Below are 18,333 nucleotides of genomic sequence, written 5' to 3' on the forward strand. Positions count from 1 at the left end.
AATTCAACAAAAGACCAGCCGCGCGATCAGCCCATGGGGCACGCGGTTGGACAGGGTCAGGGTGCCGTTGTGGGCCTGCACGATGTCATTGACGATCGACAGCCCCAGCCCGACGCTGCCGGGTCGGTCGCTACGCGAGGGGTCGAGGCGGAAGAACGGCTCGATGACATCCTTGAGGCGCTCGGGGGCAATGCCTGGGCCGTCATCGGCCACTTCGACGGTGATGACCCCGTCCTCTACGGTGGCGTTGACCGTGACGTGGGCGGCGAAGCCCAGGGCATTGTCGATCAGGTTGCACATCACCCGCTGGATGGCTTCGGGGCGGCACAGGAACGGCAGGTGCAGCGGGCCTTCATAGGCGATGTGCGCGCCGGCATCTTCGTAGTCGTCACACAGCGTGGACAGCAGTGCGCCCAGGTCCAGCCATTCTTTTTTTTCGGTCTGCGAGCTGCTGCTCAGGTAGGCCAGCGCCGAGGACACCATGGTTTGCAGCAGGCTGATGTCGCGAATCAGTTTTTCCCGAGAGATTTCCTTGCGGTCGGTTTCCAGTTGCAGGCGCATGCGTGTCAATGGCGTGCGCAAATCGTGGCTGACGGCCGCGAGCATCCGGGTTCGGCCTTCGATCGACGCCGTGATGCGCTCTTGCATCAGGTTGAAGGCATGGGCGGCGCGGCGGATTTCGAGCGGTCCCTCTTCCTGGATCGGCGCCACGACGATGTCACGCCCGAAGGCTTCGGCCTGGTCTGACAACCGCCGCAACGGGCGTACCACCCGCCACGCGGCCCATGCCGAGAGGGCGGTCACGCCCACGCACAAAAACAGCAGCGCACCGAAGAACGGAAAGGATAACCGCGGCGGCTCGTGTTCGATGCGCGCCGTGCGCACCTCCAAGGTGCTGTCGCCCATGGGCACCAGCACCTGGATAGCTGGGCGTTCATCGGCGCCACAGGCATGGGCGCTGACGGGCTGGCCCTGCCCCAGCTCTGCCTGCAACGCGGTTTGCAGGTCGCGGGCATTCAGGCTGCTGCCAGCGCAGGGCACGGCCGTGGCCGCGGGCACCAGCTTGATGCCTAGCCCCAGGCCCTGCGTGCTGTCGAGCAAGCGGGCACGCTGGTCGACCGGGGTGGCGCGCAACATCTGCACCACCCCGGCCACCCGGTAGGTGGTCTGCCAGGGCCAGGGCGGACTCGGCGGCCCGCCCGGAATGAACAGCAGCAGCAAAAACAACAGGAAGGTCAGCACCGAAGAGCCCGCGACAATCGCCAGGATCTGGCCGCGGATAGTGCCGAAATGGCGCAGTATCATAAAACCGTCACTTCGCACTGGAAGGCATAGCCATCGGCGCGCATGGTGCGGATAGGGTCGTCCAGGCGCTGGCTACCCGTGAGTTTGCGCCGCAGGCGGCTGACCAGCAAGTCCACCGACCGTTCGGCGATGGGGAAATTCTGGCCTCGGGTAAGGCTGATCAGCGCCTCCCGCGACAGGACCTGGCGCGGGTTCTGGCACAGCACCAGCAGCAGGTCGGTCTCGGCACCGGTCAAGGGTACGCGCAAGCCCGCGGCCGAGCGCAGCAAGCGGCGGTACGGGTAGAAGGTGAACTCGCCGAAGCGCAGCACCAACTCAGCCGCGGTTGGGCGGTGGGCGGCGGGGGTGGCAGCCGGCCGGCGCAACACTGCGCGCACCCGCGCCAGCAGTTCACGCAGGTCGAAGGGCTTTGCCACGTAGTCATCGGCGCCCAGCTCAAGGCCGACCACCTTGTCGGTTGGCTCCGACAGCGCCGTGAGCATGATGATACGCGGGCCATGGGCCGCGCGCAGGCGCCGGCAAATCTCGAAACCATCCTCCCCGGGCAGCATCACGTCCAGCAACACCAGATCGATGTCATGCGCCTTGAGCACCGCGTCGGCCTCCTCGGCGTGGGCGGCGATGTGCATCATATAGCCCTTGTCGCCAAGGTAGTCAGCCAGCGGCTCGCGGATGTCCGGGTCATCTTCTACGAGAAGGATCTGGGTCTGGCTCAAGGGGGCACTACCGCTGCAAAAAAATGGGATGGGGAAATTTTCCAACAAAACTCCCGCCAGGGGGACTGTTATCGCATGTCAATCCAGACATATTGTGTTGATGGCTTCCCGAGCTGGCGCCCGGTCCCACAGAGGAGGCCGCGAGGCTGAGGTGTACCCTGTGGCACCGGGCGAAGCTCGGGAACGGCGCGCCGCGGTCTGCTTGATGCACCGCGCCGCCCGCCTCCCTCTCGGCGCCCTACGCCTGGTAGTCCACCTGGTGCCGAGCGATGCGCGTGTCCCCCAGTTCGCGCTTGACCCGCAGGTGCTCGGGGTGAGTGGCGTAGGCGGCCAGGGCTTCGGCCGTGGCGAATTCGCTGTAGAGCACTACGTCACAGGCGTAGTCGATACGGCTGATGTCCACCCCCACTTCTATCTTCAGCAACCCCGGGATCAACCCGGCCAACCCTTCGAATCGTTCCTTGAGAAACAGGCAGGCTTCGCGGTTGCGTTCCGGCGTGTCTGCGGCAAGGTTCCACATCACTATATGCTTGATCATCGTTGCCCCTCGGCTGCGTCTTCCCTGCGCCACATATCAATTCCTGGTTTTCTGGTAAACATCCACGAACACGGCCGCCAACAGCACCGCGCCCTTGATCATCTGCTGGTAGTCGATGCCGATGCCCATGATCGACATGCCGTTGTTCAGCACACCCATGATGAACGCACCAATCACTACGCCCACTACCTTGCCCACCCCACCGGATGCCGAAGCGCCACCGATGAACACCGCGGCAATCACGTCCAGCTCGAAGCCGGTGCCCCCACGGGGGGTAGCGCTGTTGAGGCGGGCGACGAAGATCAACCCCGCCACGGCCGCCAGCACGCCCATGTTGACGAAGGCGAAGAAGGTCACGCGTCCGGTGTTGATACCCGACAGCCGCGCGGCCTTGAGGTTGCCACCCACCGCGTACACCCAGCGGCCGATCACCGTGCGGTTCATGATGAAGGTGTATACCCCGATCAAGACGCTCATGATCACCAGCACCGTGGGGATGCCGCGGTACGTGGACAACAGGTAGCAGAAGTACACGATGAGCCCGGCGACCACACCGTTCTTCAAGGCAAACACCACCATGGGCGCTACATGGCCACCACTTTTCAGGGTGCGCAGGCGGCTGCGGTACTCCACTACCCAGAAGGCCAACGCCACCGCGATACCCAACAGCAACGAGGTGATGCGCAGGTTTTCATTGGCGAACAGGTCCGGAATGAACCCCGAGCTGATGGCCGAGAACGCTGGCGGGAATGGCCCGATGGACTGCCCCTGGGAAATGGCGATGGTGGCGCCGCGGAAGATCAGCATGCCCGCCAGCGTGACGATGAACGACGGCATGCCCCACACCGCGACCCAATAGCCCTGAGCCGCGCCGATCAGCGCGCCGGCCAGCAGGCAGATCAGGGTCACGGTGAAGAAATCCAGCCGGTATTGCACCATTAGCACCGCAGCGATGGAGCCGATGACGCCCACCACCGAGCCGACCGACAGGTCGATATGGCCGCAGACGATGACCATCAACATGCCCAGGGCCATGACCACGATGTAGCTGTTCTGCAACAGCAGGTTGGTCAGGTTCAGCGGCTGCATCAGCGCCCCACCGGTAGCCACCTGAAAGAACAGCATGATGACGATCAGCGACACCAGCAGGCCGTATTCACGGGCACCGCGCTTGAAGGTGGTGAAGGCGCTGGGTTTGGATGAGAGAGGCATGCTGACTTCGCTCACTGGATCACCTCGTTTTTCATGATTGCGTGCATGATTTTTTCCTGCGACGCCTCGGCGATGGGAAATTCGCCCACGAAGCGCCCTTCGTTCATCACATAGATGCGGTCGCAGGTGCCGAGCAGTTCGGGCATTTCCGAAGAGATCATCACCACGCCGCGGCCTTCGCTGACCACCTGGTTCACCACCCCGTAGATCTCGTACTTGGCCCCCACGTCGATGCCGCGGGTGGGCTCGTCGAGGATCAGCACCTTGGGGTCGGAGAACAGCCACTTGCCCAGCACCACTTTCTGCTGGTTGCCACCGGACAGTTTTTCCACCGACTGGGTCACGTCGGAGCTGCGAATGCGCAGGCGGCTGCGATAATCGCCAGCCACCGCGGTCTCCCCCAGCTCGTTCATGACCCAGCGCCGCGACACCGCCGCCAGGTTGGCCATGCTGGTGTTGTGGGTGATGCTGTCCCCCAGCACCAGGCCGGCACCCTTGCGGTCTTCGGTGGCGTAGGCCAGGCCTTGCTTGATGGCCTTGCGCACCGTGCCCAGGTCGACCTCCTGACCTTCCAGGCGCGCGGTGCCGCGCACGTTTACGCCATAGGAACGGCCAAACACGCTCATGGCGAATTCGGTGCGGCCGGCGCCCATCAGCCCGGCAATGCCCACCACTTCACCGCGGCGCACATGGAAGTTGATGTTGCGAATGCGGTCACGCTCAGGCCGCTCGGGGTCACCCACCGACCAGTCGCGAATCTCCAGCAGGGTTTCACCAATGTTCGGCACGCGCGTGGGGTAACGGTCGGACAGCTCGCGACCCACCATGGAACGCACCACCCTGCCCTCGTCGATGCCGTCGGCCCGGCAGTCGATGACGTCGACGGTACTGCCGTCGCGAATCACCGTGATCTCGTCGGCCACCCGACCAATCTCGTTGAGCTTGTGGGAAATGATGATCGAGGTGATGCCGCGCCCCTTGAGCTCCAGCATCAGCTTGAGCAGGGTATCGCTGTCCTTTTCATTGAGGCTGGCGGTGGGCTCATCGAGAATCAACAGGCGCACATCCTTGGCCAGGGCCTTGGCGATCTCGACCATTTGCTGCTGGCCGACGCCCAGGTTGCCCACCAGGGTCTGCGGCCGCGCGTTCAAGCCCACGCGTTCGAGCAGCGCGCGGGCCCGCAGGTGCGCCTGGTCCCAGTCGATCACGCCATAACGCGATAGCTCGTTGCCCAGGAACAGGTTTTCCGTGATCGACAGCGTCGGCACCAGCGCCAGTTCCTGGTGAATGATGCAGATGCCCAAGGCTTCACTGTCACGCAGGTTCTGGAAGGTGCGCACACTGCCGTCGAAGTGGATTTCGCCTTCGTAGCTGCCGTGGGGGTAAACGCCGCTGAGGATCTTCATCAGGGTGGATTTGCCCGCGCCGTTTTCACCGCAGATGGCGTGGATCTCGCCTTCACCCACCTTGAGGTTGACCCCGCTCAGGGCCTTGACCGGGCCGAAGGTCTTGCGGATGTCGCGCATGTCGAGAATCGTTTTTGTCATTTTTTCTCTCCCGTGCGAGGGGACCGCCACCCTGGGGTGGCAGCCACGCTGCTCGACTATTGCAACTGCGCCTGGGTGTAGAACCGGGTGTCATCGACCAGCACTTTCTGCCAGTTCTTGCCATCGACCAGTTGCGGGGTCAGCAACTGGGTGGGCACCACCATCGAACCGTTGTCGTAGGACGTGGTGTCGTTGACGCTGACCGCCTTGCCGGTGAGTTCGGCGTCCATCATCTGCGCCGCGGCGCCCGCCAGGGCACGGGTGTCCTTGAAGATGGTGGAGGTCTGGTCACCGCGGATGATCGACTTGACGCTGGACACTTCGGCGTCCTGGCCGGTGACGATCGGCATGGCCGACTTGCCGCTGCCATAGCCCACACCTTTGAGGGACGAGACCACGCCGGTGGCGATCTGGTCGTTCATGGCCAGCACGGCGTCCAGGTGGGTGGTGCTGTAGAAGGCACTGAGCAGGTTGTCCATGCGGGCCTGGGCCTGGGCCCCGTCCCAGTTAGGCGTGGCGACCTTGTCCATCGCCACCTGGCCGCTGCGTACCACCAGCTTGCCGCTGTCGATGTACGGCTTGAGCTGCGACATCACCCCGGCGTACACCACGTGGGCGTTGTTGTCGTCGGTTGAGCCGGCGAAGATCTCCAGGTTGAAAGGCCCCTTGCCGTCCTTGAGGTCCAGGGCATCGACGATGGATTGGCCCTGCAGCACGCCGGTGCGGTAGTTGTCGAAGGTGACGTAGTAATCGAAGTCCTTGGAATTGCGGATCAGGCGGTCATAGGAGATGACCTTGATGCCCTTTTCCTTGGCCTGCTTGAGCACATCGGCCATGGTGGTGCCATCGATGGGCGCCACGATCAGGCCCTTGATGCCCTTGACCATCATGTTCTCGATTTGCGAGAGCTGGGTGGGCGCCTCGTACTGGGCGTACTGCAGATCGGTGTCGTAACCCATCTTCTTCAGCGAGTCGACGATGTTGGCACCGTCGGACACCCAGCGGGCCTCGGTCTTGGAGGGCATGGCGATGCCGATGGTGCCCTTGGTGTTGGTGTCGTTCTTGGAGCAGGCGCTGATGGCCATGCCCAGTACCAGTGCGGCGGCAACCTTGATGATCGTGTGCATGATGTCCTCTGCTTTGTTGTTGTTTTCATTTCACAGGGACGCAAAGGCCCAGGCGGCTCGACAACAGTCGAGCCGACGGGGGCGCTTGGCGTACCGGGACGGCGGGGGTCAGCCCAGTTGCACTTCCTGGCCGTTGGCATCAGCGGACTCGAACAATGCTTCGAGGATCACGTTGATGTCGTGGGCCTGGGTGGCCGGGACGTTGGAGGGAGCGCCGGTGTGCAGCGAGTGCGTGAACGCGGCGGCCTCGCGGTCGAAATAGACCGGGTTGCCGATTTCGGCGATTTCCGGGGAGTACACGGTTTTGCGCACCGCCCAGATCTCCGGGAAGCTGTTTTCGTTCCAGTGGGTCCAGCCTTGCTGGTGGCCGTTCTTGCCATCGTGGTACAGCTTGTACGAGGCAGGCATGGGTGTGGAGTGCATCACGCCATGGGTGCCGTAGGCGGTGATGTCCCAGCTCTCGGTCCAGGGCATGGGGTCCCAGGACATGAAGTCGATGGTCACCAATTTGTCGTCGTAGTTGAGCACCGCACCCACCGCGTCTTCACGGGCCGAGTCGCTCATCTGGCCGGCGAACTTGGTGATGCGCGCATTCACCGACTTCGGCTTGCCGAAGTGCAGCAGGATGCGGTCGATGGTGTGGCAGCCAATCACGTAGAACGCGCCGCCGCGGTCACCCGGCTGCTTCATGTGGTTGGTGTCGGCCTCGTCATGGGAGCAACCGGCGTGAGCGCGGACCTGCAAGACCTTGCCGATCTCCCCGCTCTGCAGCACTTGCTGCATTTTTTCCACCGACGGCGCGTAGCGCCAGCAGTAACCGACCTGGAACAGGCCACCGGTGCGCTCAACCGCTTCGACGATACGCTGGGTGTCCTGGGTGCCACGGCCAGCAGGTTTCTCGCACAGCACGGCCTTGCCGGCTTCCAGGGCTTCGATGGCCCAATCGGCCATCAGGTAGCTCTTGGGGTGCACCAGCACCACGTGCACATTCGGGTCGGCGAGGATTTCTTCCTTGCTGCGCGGCTGCAACTCCATGGCGTCGCAGAACGGTTGCAGCAACGGGCTGTCGTCGTAGGCACCGAGGAACTGCACGTCGGCCAGGCGCTTGAACGCCTTGACCCGGCCGGAGGTGTGCGGGTGGGTGATACCCAGGCACGCCACGCCGAGGGTGGTACCGCGCTCACGTTGGTAAGACATGATGATTCTCCTTTGTTCGGCGGCTCAGAGCTTGATGGTGCGGCCGGTGGCCACGGATTCCACGGCGGCGTCTGCCAGCTTCAGGGCCTTGAGGCCGTCCTGCACGGTGGTCGGCAGCGGTTTCTTGTTCACCAGCGCGTCGATGTAGGCATCCAGTTCCGACTTGTAGGCCTGCTGGTAGCGCTCCAGGAAGAAGTTCAGCAGCGGCTCGCGGGCGTCGGTGACGTCAGCACTCCAGCGGCGGATGGTGGTGGGGCGCAGGTTGTCCATCTGCAGCATGCCCTTGGAGCCGAACACCTCGATGCGCTGGTCGTAGCCGTACACGGCATTGCGGCAGTTGTTGATATGGCACTGCTTGCCCGACGCGGTCTGCATCTGCACCATGGCGGTGTCGTAGTCGTCGTACTTTTGCATCATGGCCGAGTCGATCAGGCGGCTGCCGATGGCGTTGATTTCCACCGGCTCCTCGCCCAGCAGCCAGCGGCCGATGTCCAGGTCGTGGATGGTCATGTCGCGGAAAATGCCGCCCGAGTGCTGGATGTAGTCTTCCGGGGCCAGGCCGGGGTCACGGCTGGTGATGATGACCTGGCGCACCTCGCCGATGTCACCGGCTTCGATGGCCGCACGCATCTCGGCGAAGGTGCTTTCGAAGCGACGGTTGAACGCCAGCATCACCCGGCCGTTGAGGCGCTCCACTTCTTCCACCGCGGCCAGGCTCTTGGCCATGTCCAGGTCGATGGGCTTCTCGCACAGCACGGCCTTGCCTTGGCGCACGGCGCGCAACATCAGGTTAATGTGGGTGTGGGTGGGGGTGCCGATGACGATGGCGTCCACGTCGGCACGGTCGATGGCTGCTTCACAGTCGGTCATGGACTCGGCGCCCAGTTCATCGGCCAGGCGCGAGGCGGCTTCAGCGAAAGGGTCGGCGACTACCACCAGTTTGGCGAATTTGCTGGCGGCCACGTTGGCCGCGTGGATCTTGCCGATGCGACCGGCGCCGAGCACTGCGATACCTACCATTTTATCTCTCCTGAAACGCTGTTATGTGGCGCTGGATAGCCAGCGGCCTTTTTTAGAATTTGATGTGTTCGAACTGAGCCATGGTGGTGTCGAAGGCCTTCTTGGCGGCCACTTCCAGCGGCAGCTTGCGCAGCTCGGCGCTGATCAGTTCCACGCCCCACGGGCCGCGGTAACCGACGTTGACCACTTGCTGGATGAAGTCCGGCACGTCCAGCTCGCCCTCGCCGCAGAATTTGCGGTGGTGGGTGGAGTCGTTGAAGAACGACTCGACGATGGCGTGGTTGGCGTCGTCCAGTTCGATGGACTTGATCAGTTCCAGCGGGATCTTGCCGATCTCGTCGAACGTCATGCCGCCGCGCGCCACGTGCCAGGTGTCGATCAGCAGGCCGCCGTTGGGGCGTACGCCCTCCGTCACGGCGATGGCGCGGTCGATGGTGTTGACGCTGGAGAACGGCAGGAACTCGATGACGATGTTGGCGCCATAGGGTTCGGCACGGTCACACAGAATGGCGAACGCGTCGCGCATGCGGGGTACGTCGGGCGGGCCTTCCTCGAACAGGCCGCCAGCCACTTTCAGGCTGCGGGCGCCCAGCTCGCCGGCGATCTCCAGCAGCTCGTCGCGGATGGCGTGGGACGCGGTGAGCAGGTCGCCTTCCAGGTGCCAGTCGGTGAGAAACTCGACCTCCACGTGCTTGATGCCATTGTCACGCAGGATGTTGCGCACGGTGGAAATGCCCAGCTTGGCCACGTTGTGCACCAAGTCCGCGTGCACCAGGCCCATGCCGCGCCAGCCCGCCTTGGCGGCCGCTTCGGCGCGTGCCTGCAGGGAGAACGGGCTGATCTCGCTGGGGGCGCCCGGGTAGGTGTCACCGGCCAGGGTCCAGTAGGCTGCAAGCAGTTCAACATTTTTATCGGGCATGTCGATCACTTTTTATGTCGTTGAAGATCGGGGTCGATGGATCAGGCCGGGTTCAGGACGAAGTCCCAGTTCACGGCCAGGTAAGGCACTTGCAGGTCGTAGCGCTGGGCGGTGGCCGCGTCGTCCTGGGTGGTGAATTCGGCAATCAGTTCTTTCTTCACGCCAAACACCGTGTCCTCGTGCAGGTAGGGGCAGTCGGGGGTGAAGATGTGGGTAATGACCTGGTCATAACCGGGCGCGGTGACGATGAAGTGCATGTGCGCGGCGCGGTTGGGGTGGCGCCCCAACTGGCCCAGCAATTTGCCCACGGGGCCATCGGCCGGAACCGGGTAGTGGCGTGGCTTGACGGTACGGAACGCGTAGAAACCGTCGGCATCGGTGGTGAACAGGCCGCGCAGGTTGTACTCCGGTTGCAGGCCTTTTTGCTGCACGTCGTAGAAGCCGTCGTCGTTGGTCTGCCAGATATCCAGGGTGGCCCCGGCGATCGGGTTGCCATGGGTGTCCAGCACCCGGCCGCTGACCAGCGTCGGTTCACCCTTGCCGTCCAGGCAGATGTTGGCGCCGTTTTCATAATGCGGGGCATCAGCCACGTAGAACGGCCCCAGGATGGTGTTGGGGGTCGCGCCACTGGGGCGGCGATGGTTGATGGCGTCCACCAGCATGGTCACGCCCAGCACGTCCGACAGCAGAATGTATTCCTGACGCCAGTCGGTGCACATGTGGCCGGTCTGGGTCAGGAACTCGATGGCCTTGAACCACTCCTCGTGGGTGGGCTCGATTTCCTTGATGGCCGCGTGCAGGTGGCGGGTCAGCACCGACATCACCTCGCGCAGGCGCGGGTCGGCGTCGGCGGTGATACGGGCGTTGACGATCTCGGCGGAACGTTCCTCTTCGAACAATCCCCCAACCGGGCTCTCGGTGTTCAGGTGCGCAGTCATGGCGTGGTGTCCTTGATCTTTATTGTGGAAGGCGGCTGGCCGCCATCAGCAGGCATTGACCTGGGCCGCGCGCCATTTGCGGCCACCCAGGCGCTGCTGCATGAACTGTTCGATCTCTTCCAGGCTCATGCCCTTGGTCTCGGGCAGCCACAAGGTGCAGAACACGATCGAACCGATGTTGATGACAGCGAACAGGAAGAAAGTCATGCCACCCATCACACTGAGCATCACCGGGAAAGCGAAGGCGACGATGGCGTTGAAGATCCAGAAAATGCCCACGCTGATGCCATTCATCAAGCCCCGCACATGGGTGGGGAACAGTTCGGACATCAGCAGCCAGTACACCGGGCCGATGCACATCTGCATGAAGAACAGGAACGTCAGCACACCGCCCAGGGCCAGGTAACTTTGCAGCAGCGAGTGGGGCATGAAGTTCATGACCACGCCGAGGAAGATCTGCGCCAGTACCACCACGGTCAGGCCCATGAGCAGGATCGTGCGCCGCCCCATGCGGTTGATCAACCACATGCCGATCAGCGTGGCGACCACTGCCACTACCCCGTTGCCGATGGTGGCGATCAGCGCCGCACTGGTGCCCAGGCCGGTTTCCTTGAGGATCATGGGGGTGTAGTACATGAACGCGTTGACGCCGGTGAACTGGATGATGAAGCCCAGGGCGATACCGATGCCCAGCAGCTTGAGCAACCAGGGTTCGTTGAGCTTGGCCAGGACGCCACCGTGGCGGCGCTCCACTTCACACTGGGCGATGATTTCCTTGAGCTCGCGGTCGACTTCGCGCTGGGTGTCGCGGATGCCGGTGAGGGTGGTCTTGGCCTCGTCGATACGGCCCTTGCTGACCAGCCAGCGTGGCGAGGTGGGCACGAAGTGCATGCCCAGGTACAGCAGCGCCGCCGGGATCAGGGCAATGGCGAGCATGTAGCGCCACACCGAGGGGCTCTCGAACAGGTGCACCAGGCCGGCACTGGCGATGTAGGCCAGGCACTGGCCCGAGACGATCATCAGTTCGCTCTGGCACACCAGCCGGCCCCGATGGCGAGGCGCGGCCAGCTCGGCGATCAGCACCGGCACGGTGGACGAAGCACCGCCCACGGCGATACCGAGGATGAAACGGGTGGCGACCATGGTCCACAGGGTAGGTGACAGCGCCGTGCCCAGCGCGCCCAGGGCGAACAGCACGGCCAGGGCCTTGAGTACGCCGAGGCGGCCGTAGCGGTCAGACAACTGGCCGGCGAACAATGCACCGAACGCGCCACCGAAGATCAGTGCCGAGGCCACCAGGCCTTCGGAGACCGGGGTAAGCCCGAGGCCGCCCTGGCTGGGGTCCAGCGACATGAAAGGCAGTGCGCCGGAGATGACCCCGGTGTCGTAACCGAACCCCAACGAGCCCATGGTGGTGATGGCGGCAATGCGCCAGAGGATTTTCGAGGACGCGCCAACGGCGGCTTGGTTACTGGACATGAGGTCAACCTTTATTGAATTTATGTGTACGCTCAGTGGGGACGAGAGTACTGCGATTGATTTGGAAAAAACATGCCGCGATGGCAAATGTGTTTTCCGCCTGGTGGAAAACAGCGTCGCCGTCCCTGGCGACGCCCAAGGCAAGGCAGCCGCTCTAGAACCGCGCCTGCACCTTCAAACCGGCGATCAGCGCCGCGTCGACCTCGCGCACACCCCCCGGGTTCTTCACGTACTGCAGGTTGGGGCGTACCGTCAGCCAGTTGGTGACATGCACGCCGTAATAGATCTCGCTGCTGGTCTCGTTGTACTGCAGCGGGATATAAGCCGGGTTGTCGTCGTCGCTGATGCCGTTGGCTTCGTTCTGCAGGCGGGCGCGCTCGCGATAGTCGGCGTTGGTGTGAACCTGGGCGATACCGATACCCAGGTCGTCCATGGGGCGGCTGTCCAACAGCCCTTTGTAGACGATACCCGCCTGGATGAAGTGGTCGACCTGGCTGGTGGCCTTGTCGTGGTGAGTGAAGTTGGCGAACACCGACAGGCCCCGGCTGCTGTCACCGTCGCGCGCCGTCAGTTGCTGTTGCACCACCAGCCAGTAGCCGTGACGGCTGCCGTGTTGCTGGAAGGCGTTGCCCGTCAGCGGCTGCGGGTTGCCGTCGCGGTCCTGCAGTACGTCGTTGGCATTGGCGCTGCTCTTGTAGTAACCCAGGCGGTATTCACCGGGCAGGCGGTTGAAGGTGGGGCTCCACACCAGCTCCACGGGAATCAGCGCGCCTTCGGTGCCGCTGCCGCTGAGCTTGAAGCCATTGCCCACGTCCAGGTTGGAAGGGTTCTGGTTGAACACGCCGATCTGCGCATACCACTGGGGCGCGAATTGATAGCGGGTGCGGACGGCCCACTGGCTGACGGGCCAGTTGTACCAGATGTCGCCAATCCAGTTGGCAGCCTGGGCACCGCAGAATGGGGTGCTCTGGAAGTCGCAGGGGAAACTGTTGAAGTCCGAGCCTTCGTCGAAGCGTCCCGCCTTGATATCCAGGGCACCGTCGAACCAGGCCTTGCTCATCCACATTTCGGTGAGGCGCCATGTCTGCCCGCGACCGTACACTTCCTGGGACGACGCATAGCCGCCCACGCGGGGGTCTGCCACGCGGTCGTTGGTCAGGTTCCGGCCGTCGCGTTCGGTGATGGTCAATTGCAAGCGAGTGTTGTCCCAGCCCAGCAGCTTCTGCAGGTCGGTCTTGAGGCCCACGGCGTATTGCTCGGTCCAGCGCGCCGTGTGGTCCTTGTCGTAACCCCCGTGGGCGTTGGCAGCCATTTCCCCGGTGTAGTTGAGCTGGACATCCACCCCCTGCTCCAGCCACCCGCTGCGCACACCGCCCCAGTCACCGGTCATCCAGTGGGAGTCGGCGGCAAAAGGTTGATTATCGGCACAGGCCAGCCCGGGCATCAGCAGGCAAAGGCTGACCGCAACCGTGCTCTTGGCAAAGTCTTTCATGCGTGACGTTTCCTTGTTGTTGGTTTTTTTATCAACGTGCAGACAAAACAGTGCCGGGCCCGGCCACCAAGACCTGCCCGGCCTTGGCGCGACGGATCATAGGGGGGTGACGTTCAGGTGAATACCCGGGCAAAACTCAAATGTGAATTCCGCCAGGCGAAAAACTGTCCGGGTACTCAGTGGGCCACTTACCCGTACGGTGGGTGGGGCATGTGGTGGGCTGATGCTTCGCGGCGGCTGGGACGCGGCCACGTCCGCTGCTACGCAGGGTGCACGCTGCGCCGAATGCGACAGGGCTAGCGCGTCCAATGGCGTTCGTATTCGTGCTGGTTGAAATCAGCCAGCAGGAATTCGATGAATACCCGCAACTTGGCAGGCATGTAGCGGCGGCTCTGGAATGCCATGTTGATGGTCAGGCGCGGCAGGTCCCAGTCGTCCAGCACGGGTATCAGGCGGCCGGCCACCAGGTCGGCGTTGATGATGTACCTGGGCTGCACCAGGATGCCGCCACCGGCCAGCGCGGCTGCGCGCACGATCTGGCCGTCGTTGGTTTCCAGGATGGGGTCGGCCTTGAACGCCAGCTCTTCCTTGCCGCGGGTAAAACGCATCACCCGTGGCTGGTTGGCGTGGCTGTAGATCAGCAGGTCATGGTTGGCCAGGTCATCGATGGTCTTCGGCGTACCCATGCGTTGCAGGTAGCCCGGCGAGGCCGCCAGCACCCGCCGGGTCTCTGCCAGGCGGCGGATGGTGATGTTCGAGTCCGGCTCGTATTCTTTGGTGCGAATGGCCAGGTCGATTTCGCTGTCGATGATGTCGAAATAGCGGTTCTCTCCCAGCAGCTTCACGGTGATGTGCGGATAGAGTTTGCGAAACGCCGGAATCAGCGGGGCAATGTGCAGCATGCAGAAGGAAATGGACGAAGTGATGGTCAGCGTGCCAACCGGCTGTACCAGGGATTCGCTGAGCGAGGCCTCGGCTTCCTTCAACTCGCCCAGCAGGCTCTTGCAACTGGTGTAGAACTGGTGGCCGGAGTTGGTCAGCGCCAGGCGCCGGGTGTTGCGGTCAATGAGCCGGGTATTGAGGCGCTGCTCCAGGGCGACCAGGTGGCGGCTGGCGGCGGCATTGGACAGGCCCAGTATTTCCGCGGCCTTGCTCAGGGTTCCGACTTCGGCAGTCAGGACGAACAGTTCCAGTTCGGTGAGGCGATCCACTGTGTGCTTCCTTTTTATTTTTTCACAGGTGAAATAAAGAATTCCGCAAGCGGCCTTTTCTTACATCCTGCGGAACTATAACGTGCGGCGCAACAGGCTGAGAAGTGTGTCGCCCCTGATGACCGACACCGCCGACCGTTCAGGGAGTCACCATGCGCAATTTGGACGAAACCACCATCACCCAGGCGGTGCTGGCCTATAACCGCGGCACCGGCGATGCCCGGTTGTGTGAAGTGATGACCAGCCTGGTGCAGCACCTGCATGCCTTTGCCCGTGACATCAAGCTGACCGAAGCCGAATGGCGCGGCGGCATCGACTTCCTCGCCAAGGTGGGCGCCGTGCCTCCCGACCGCCACGAGTTCGTGCTGCTTTCCGATGTGCTGGGCCTGTCGACCCTGGTGCTGGCACAGAACGAGCGCAAGCCCAAGGGCTGCACCCAGGCCACCGTATTCCATGTGGCCCCGACACCCGCGGTACTGGTCCATGACCTGGGTGCGGACATCAACCCCCAGCTCGGTGGGCCAAAGGGTTACGTGCAAGGCACCGTACGCGATGACAAGGGCGCCCCCGTGCCCTACGCCGAGATCCATATCCGCGTGGCGGGCGATTGCGCCCTGCTGCAAGCCGATGACCGCGGCCACTACCACTTCAGCACGTCACTGCCGGGCAGCCAGCAAGTGCGCCACGAAGGCCCGGTGAACCAGTTGCTCGGCGCGCTCAACCGCCATGCCTGGCGCCCGGCGCACCTGGAGTTTTCCATCAGCGCCAGCGGTTACCAGCGCCTGACCACCCAGGTATTTCGCGAAGGTGACCCGTACCTGGACTCCGACGCGATCTTCGGCGTGCGCCCATCACTGATCACCCACTGGCAGTGCCAGCCTGCTGGGGCGACCCCCGACGGCGGCCACAGCAATGAAGTGTTCTACACCCTGGCCTTCGATTTTGTCCTGGCCAGGCAACCGGCCGCCTGAACCCTGCCCCTGCCTGTGGACGCCCCCATGCTCGACGATCACGCCCTGACCGCTACCCTTCGCGCGCTGGAAGACCAGCGTTACCACGCCATGCGCCAGGGCGACCTGGAAACCTTTGCCCACCTGGCCCACCCGGACCTGGTGTATGTGCATTCCAACGGTGTCCAGGACACCCTGGCGCGCTATTTGGCCAAGTGCCGCGATGGCCTCTACCGCTACCACCGCATCGACCACCAGGTACACGAGGTGCGCCGCGCAGGCGACACCGCCCTGGCGTTCGGTGAAATGTGGGCCGACATCACGTCCCACGGGGTGGCCAAAACCCTGCATAACCGAACGCTGAGCGTCTGGCTCGACACGGCTGAAGGCTGGAGGCTGCTGGCCTACCAGCCCACCCCCGTCGTCCAGCGCCCCGCCCCTGCCGCTACTCAAGGAGACTTGCCCCATGTCAACGCCCCCATTCGTCTATAACGGCCAACCGTCGCGCGTCATCTTCGGCCAGGGTTCGCTGCAACAACTGGAGGCGGAGATCGATCGCCTGGGCGCCAAGCGCGCGCTGGTGCTGTGCACCCCCGAGCAGCGTGCCCAGGCCGAGCATATTGCCCAGTTGCTGGGAGACCGCGCAGCCGACATCTTCGACAAGGCCGTGATGCACGTGCCCATCGAAACCGCCCGCGAGGCACGGGAAGTGGCACGCAAGCTGGGCGCAGACTGCGCCGTAGCCATTGGCGGCGGTTCCACCACCGGCCTGGGCAAGGCCATCGCCATGGACTCGGGGCTACCGATCCTGGCCATTCCCACCACCTACGCCGGCTCGGAAATGACCCCGGTGTACGGCCTGACCGAGAACGGTCTCAAGCGCACCGGCAAGGACCCGCGGGTATTGCCCAAGACCGTGATCTACGACCCGGAACTGACCGTCAGCCTGCCGGTGGACATGTCCATCACCAGCGGCATGAACGCCATTGCCCACGCAGCCGAGGGCCTGTATGCCCAGGACGGCAACCCGGTGATGTCGTTGATGGCCGAGGAAGGCATTCGCGCCCTGGCTGAAGGCCTGAAGAGCATCCACAAAGACCCGGCCGACCTGGCCGCCCGTGGCGACTGCCTGTATGGAGCCTGGCTGTGCGGTACCGTGCTGGGCAACGTCGGCATGGCCCTGCACCACAAGCTCTGCCACACCCTGGGTGGCAGCTTCAACCTGCCCCATGCCCAGACCCACACCATCGTGCTGCCCCACGCCATTGCCTACAACCAGTCGGCGGCCCCGGCACTGTCGCGCATCTGCCGCGCGTTGAACGTCACGCACGACAGCCCAGCGGCGGCGCTGTTCGACCTGTCCAGTTCCCTGGGCGCACCCACCCGCCTCAAGGACCTGGGCCTGACCGAAGCCGACCTGGACCGTGCCACCGATATCGCCCTGTCCAACCCCTACTGGAACCCACGGCCCATCGAAGCCACTGCGATTCGCCAACTGCTGCAGGACGCCTACGACGGCGTGCGGCCGCAGTAAGCCAGGCGCTCTGGAACGCTCGCTGGCCAGCCAGCTCTCACACCAGGATCGCGTGGGAGCACGGCCCTTACCGTCAGGTCAGTAAGGCAAATTGAACGGCGTGACGATCTGCACCTGCGAGGGTGCAATCGCGCCGGGCTTCCAGACGCGATGAAATTGCAGGATGTGCAGGAACACATGGCGGGCATCGATCTGCAGGTTATGGTCGATGATCGCTGCGATTTTCTGCTCGGCCAGCAGTTGGCGATTTTCCTCGTCCAGGTCGTGGGCGATGAACACGTCGAGGGCTCGCCCCTGGGCCGCGAACGCGTCGACGATGGCGCGGTTGCCACCGCCCACGCTGTACACTGCACGCAGGTCAGGGTGTTGCCCGAGGGCCTGCACCACCCGCTCGAACGTACTGGCGTACACGCCATAGCCCCCACTGATTTCCACGACCTGCAAATGCTCGGCATGGCCGCGCAACCAGGTGCGAAAGCCCATCTCCCGCTCTTCCTCACCGCGAAACAGTTCACTGCCGATCACCACGGCCACCTGGTGCGGCCCTGGCGCCAACCAGCGCGACAACAGGTAGGCGGCCGTTTGCCCGGCAGTGCGGTTGTCCATGCCCACGTAACCGATGCGCTCGCTCAACGGCAGGTCAGTGACCAGCGTCACCACCGGGATGCCGGCGGCCGTCAACTGCTTGACCGCGAGGTTCACCGGCGGCTCGTCGGCCGCCTTCAGCACCACCCCGTGGCTGCCGGTGCCCAGGCAACGCAGTAGCTGGTCGTGCATGGCCTGGGGCTCGATTTCTTCGAAGAAGTGAAACCGCGGGGCAATGCGAAACGGCGCCAGGCTACCCAGTTGTGCCGTGATGGCGGCCCGCACCGCGGCGCTGAAGCGCTGCGGGGTGTGCATCACCACATCGACGTAGAAAGTGCGGCCCACGGCCAGGCCGTTTTTCTCCTGGGCTTCCAGGTCATCGAGGGCCTGTTCGATGCGCCGGCGGGTCTGGTAATGAACACTGCCGCGCTCATGCAGCACCCGGTCCACCGTGGCCTTGCTGACGCCGGCCTGGGTCGCCAGCTGTTTGATGGAGAAGTGCTTGGCGCGTTCGAGCATGAGGGTAAGCCTGAGGTTTTCTTGAGGTCTTTTTGAGCCTTTGC

At 63.6% G+C, this 18,333-nt stretch carries 17 protein-coding genes; 3 read left to right on the forward strand and 14 right to left on the reverse strand.

Translation table 11 applies throughout. From position 1 onward, the window contains the following. Positions 1–3: 3 nt before the first annotated feature. The 13 genes from HWQ56_RS18895 to HWQ56_RS18955 all read right to left on the reverse strand — a co-directional run bounded on the left by HWQ56_RS18895 (position 4) and on the right by HWQ56_RS18955 (position 14,701). Entirely contained in the window at positions 4–1,305 is a 1,302-nt protein-coding gene (locus HWQ56_RS18895; protein WP_158155416.1) for a sensor histidine kinase, read from the reverse strand. Beyond that, the gene (locus tag HWQ56_RS18900; protein ID WP_176571471.1) at positions 1,302–2,021 is read right to left on the reverse strand and encodes a response regulator; all 720 of its coding nucleotides are present in this window, start codon (positions 2,019–2,021) and stop codon (positions 1,302–1,304) included. The genes HWQ56_RS18895 and HWQ56_RS18900 overlap by 4 nt, the downstream gene beginning before the upstream one ends. Positions 2,022–2,259: 238 nt before the next feature. After that, positions 2,260–2,559, reverse strand: coding sequence for a Dabb family protein (locus tag HWQ56_RS18905; protein WP_158155419.1), 300 nt, complete (start codon positions 2,557–2,559; stop codon positions 2,260–2,262). 36 nt (positions 2,560–2,595) lie between these two features. After that, positions 2,596–3,786 carry a multiple monosaccharide ABC transporter permease gene (gene mmsB / locus HWQ56_RS18910; protein ID WP_176571472.1) on the reverse strand — a complete coding sequence of 397 codons (1,191 nt, stop codon included), beginning with the start codon at positions 3,784–3,786 and terminating at the stop codon, positions 2,596–2,598. Further along, a complete protein-coding gene (gene mmsA, locus HWQ56_RS18915; RefSeq protein WP_158155423.1) occupies positions 3,783–5,318 on the reverse strand; it encodes a multiple monosaccharide ABC transporter ATP-binding protein in 1,536 nt (511 codons plus the stop codon). The genes mmsB and mmsA overlap by 4 nt, the downstream gene beginning before the upstream one ends. A 56-nt stretch (positions 5,319–5,374) precedes the next feature. Then, a complete protein-coding gene (gene chvE, locus HWQ56_RS18920; RefSeq protein WP_158155425.1) occupies positions 5,375–6,445 on the reverse strand; it encodes a multiple monosaccharide ABC transporter substrate-binding protein in 1,071 nt (356 codons plus the stop codon). A gap of 108 nt (positions 6,446–6,553) precedes the next feature. Beyond that, entirely contained in the window at positions 6,554–7,642 is a 1,089-nt protein-coding gene (locus tag HWQ56_RS18925; protein WP_176571473.1) for a Gfo/Idh/MocA family protein, read from the reverse strand. 24 nt (positions 7,643–7,666) lie between these two features. Further along, the gene (gene iolG, locus HWQ56_RS18930) at positions 7,667–8,662 is read right to left on the reverse strand and encodes an inositol 2-dehydrogenase (RefSeq protein WP_158155429.1); all 996 of its coding nucleotides are present in this window, start codon (positions 8,660–8,662) and stop codon (positions 7,667–7,669) included. A 52-nt stretch (positions 8,663–8,714) separates the two neighbouring features. Next, positions 8,715–9,581 carry a sugar phosphate isomerase/epimerase family protein gene (locus HWQ56_RS18935; RefSeq protein WP_176571474.1) on the reverse strand — a complete coding sequence of 289 codons (867 nt, stop codon included), beginning with the start codon at positions 9,579–9,581 and terminating at the stop codon, positions 8,715–8,717. Between the two features lie 41 nt (positions 9,582–9,622). Continuing rightward, complete coding sequence (locus HWQ56_RS18940) at positions 9,623–10,519, reverse strand: intradiol ring-cleavage dioxygenase (protein ID WP_158155433.1); 897 nt, start codon at positions 10,517–10,519, stop codon at positions 9,623–9,625. A gap of 45 nt (positions 10,520–10,564) precedes the next feature. Then, a complete protein-coding gene (locus HWQ56_RS18945) occupies positions 10,565–11,998 on the reverse strand; it encodes a sugar porter family MFS transporter (protein WP_158155435.1) in 1,434 nt (477 codons plus the stop codon). Positions 11,999–12,152: 154 nt separating this feature from the next. Beyond that, positions 12,153–13,490: a carbohydrate porin gene (locus HWQ56_RS18950; RefSeq protein WP_176571475.1), complete on the reverse strand. Its 1,338-nt coding sequence runs from the start codon at positions 13,488–13,490 to the stop codon at positions 12,153–12,155. 296 nt (positions 13,491–13,786) lie between these two features. Further along, positions 13,787–14,701, reverse strand: coding sequence for a LysR family transcriptional regulator (locus tag HWQ56_RS18955; RefSeq protein WP_176571476.1), 915 nt, complete (start codon positions 14,699–14,701; stop codon positions 13,787–13,789). Between the two features lie 152 nt (positions 14,702–14,853). Here HWQ56_RS18955 and HWQ56_RS18960 point away from each other — a divergent pair, with 152 nt between their 5' ends. From HWQ56_RS18960 to HWQ56_RS18970, 3 genes are read left to right on the forward strand one after another with little or no spacing between them, the layout of a single operon-like run. Further along, a complete protein-coding gene (locus HWQ56_RS18960; RefSeq protein ID WP_176571477.1) occupies positions 14,854–15,672 on the forward strand; it encodes a dioxygenase family protein in 819 nt (272 codons plus the stop codon). Between the two features lie 27 nt (positions 15,673–15,699). Continuing rightward, positions 15,700–16,143: a nuclear transport factor 2 family protein gene (locus tag HWQ56_RS18965; RefSeq protein ID WP_176571478.1), complete on the forward strand. Its 444-nt coding sequence runs from the start codon at positions 15,700–15,702 to the stop codon at positions 16,141–16,143. Then, positions 16,118–17,185: a maleylacetate reductase gene (locus HWQ56_RS18970; RefSeq protein WP_176571479.1), complete on the forward strand. Its 1,068-nt coding sequence runs from the start codon at positions 16,118–16,120 to the stop codon at positions 17,183–17,185. The genes HWQ56_RS18965 and HWQ56_RS18970 overlap by 26 nt, the downstream gene beginning before the upstream one ends. 78 nt (positions 17,186–17,263) lie before the next feature. Here the strand turns inward: HWQ56_RS18970 and HWQ56_RS18975 are convergent, their stop codons facing one another. Beyond that, the gene (locus HWQ56_RS18975) at positions 17,264–18,289 is read right to left on the reverse strand and encodes a LacI family DNA-binding transcriptional regulator (protein ID WP_158159181.1); all 1,026 of its coding nucleotides are present in this window, start codon (positions 18,287–18,289) and stop codon (positions 17,264–17,266) included. Between the last annotated feature and the right edge of the window lie 44 nt (positions 18,290–18,333).

It is taken from the genome of Pseudomonas eucalypticola, assembly GCF_013374995.1.
In the GTDB taxonomy this organism is placed as follows: Bacteria; Pseudomonadota; Gammaproteobacteria; order Pseudomonadales; family Pseudomonadaceae; genus Aquipseudomonas; species Aquipseudomonas eucalypticola.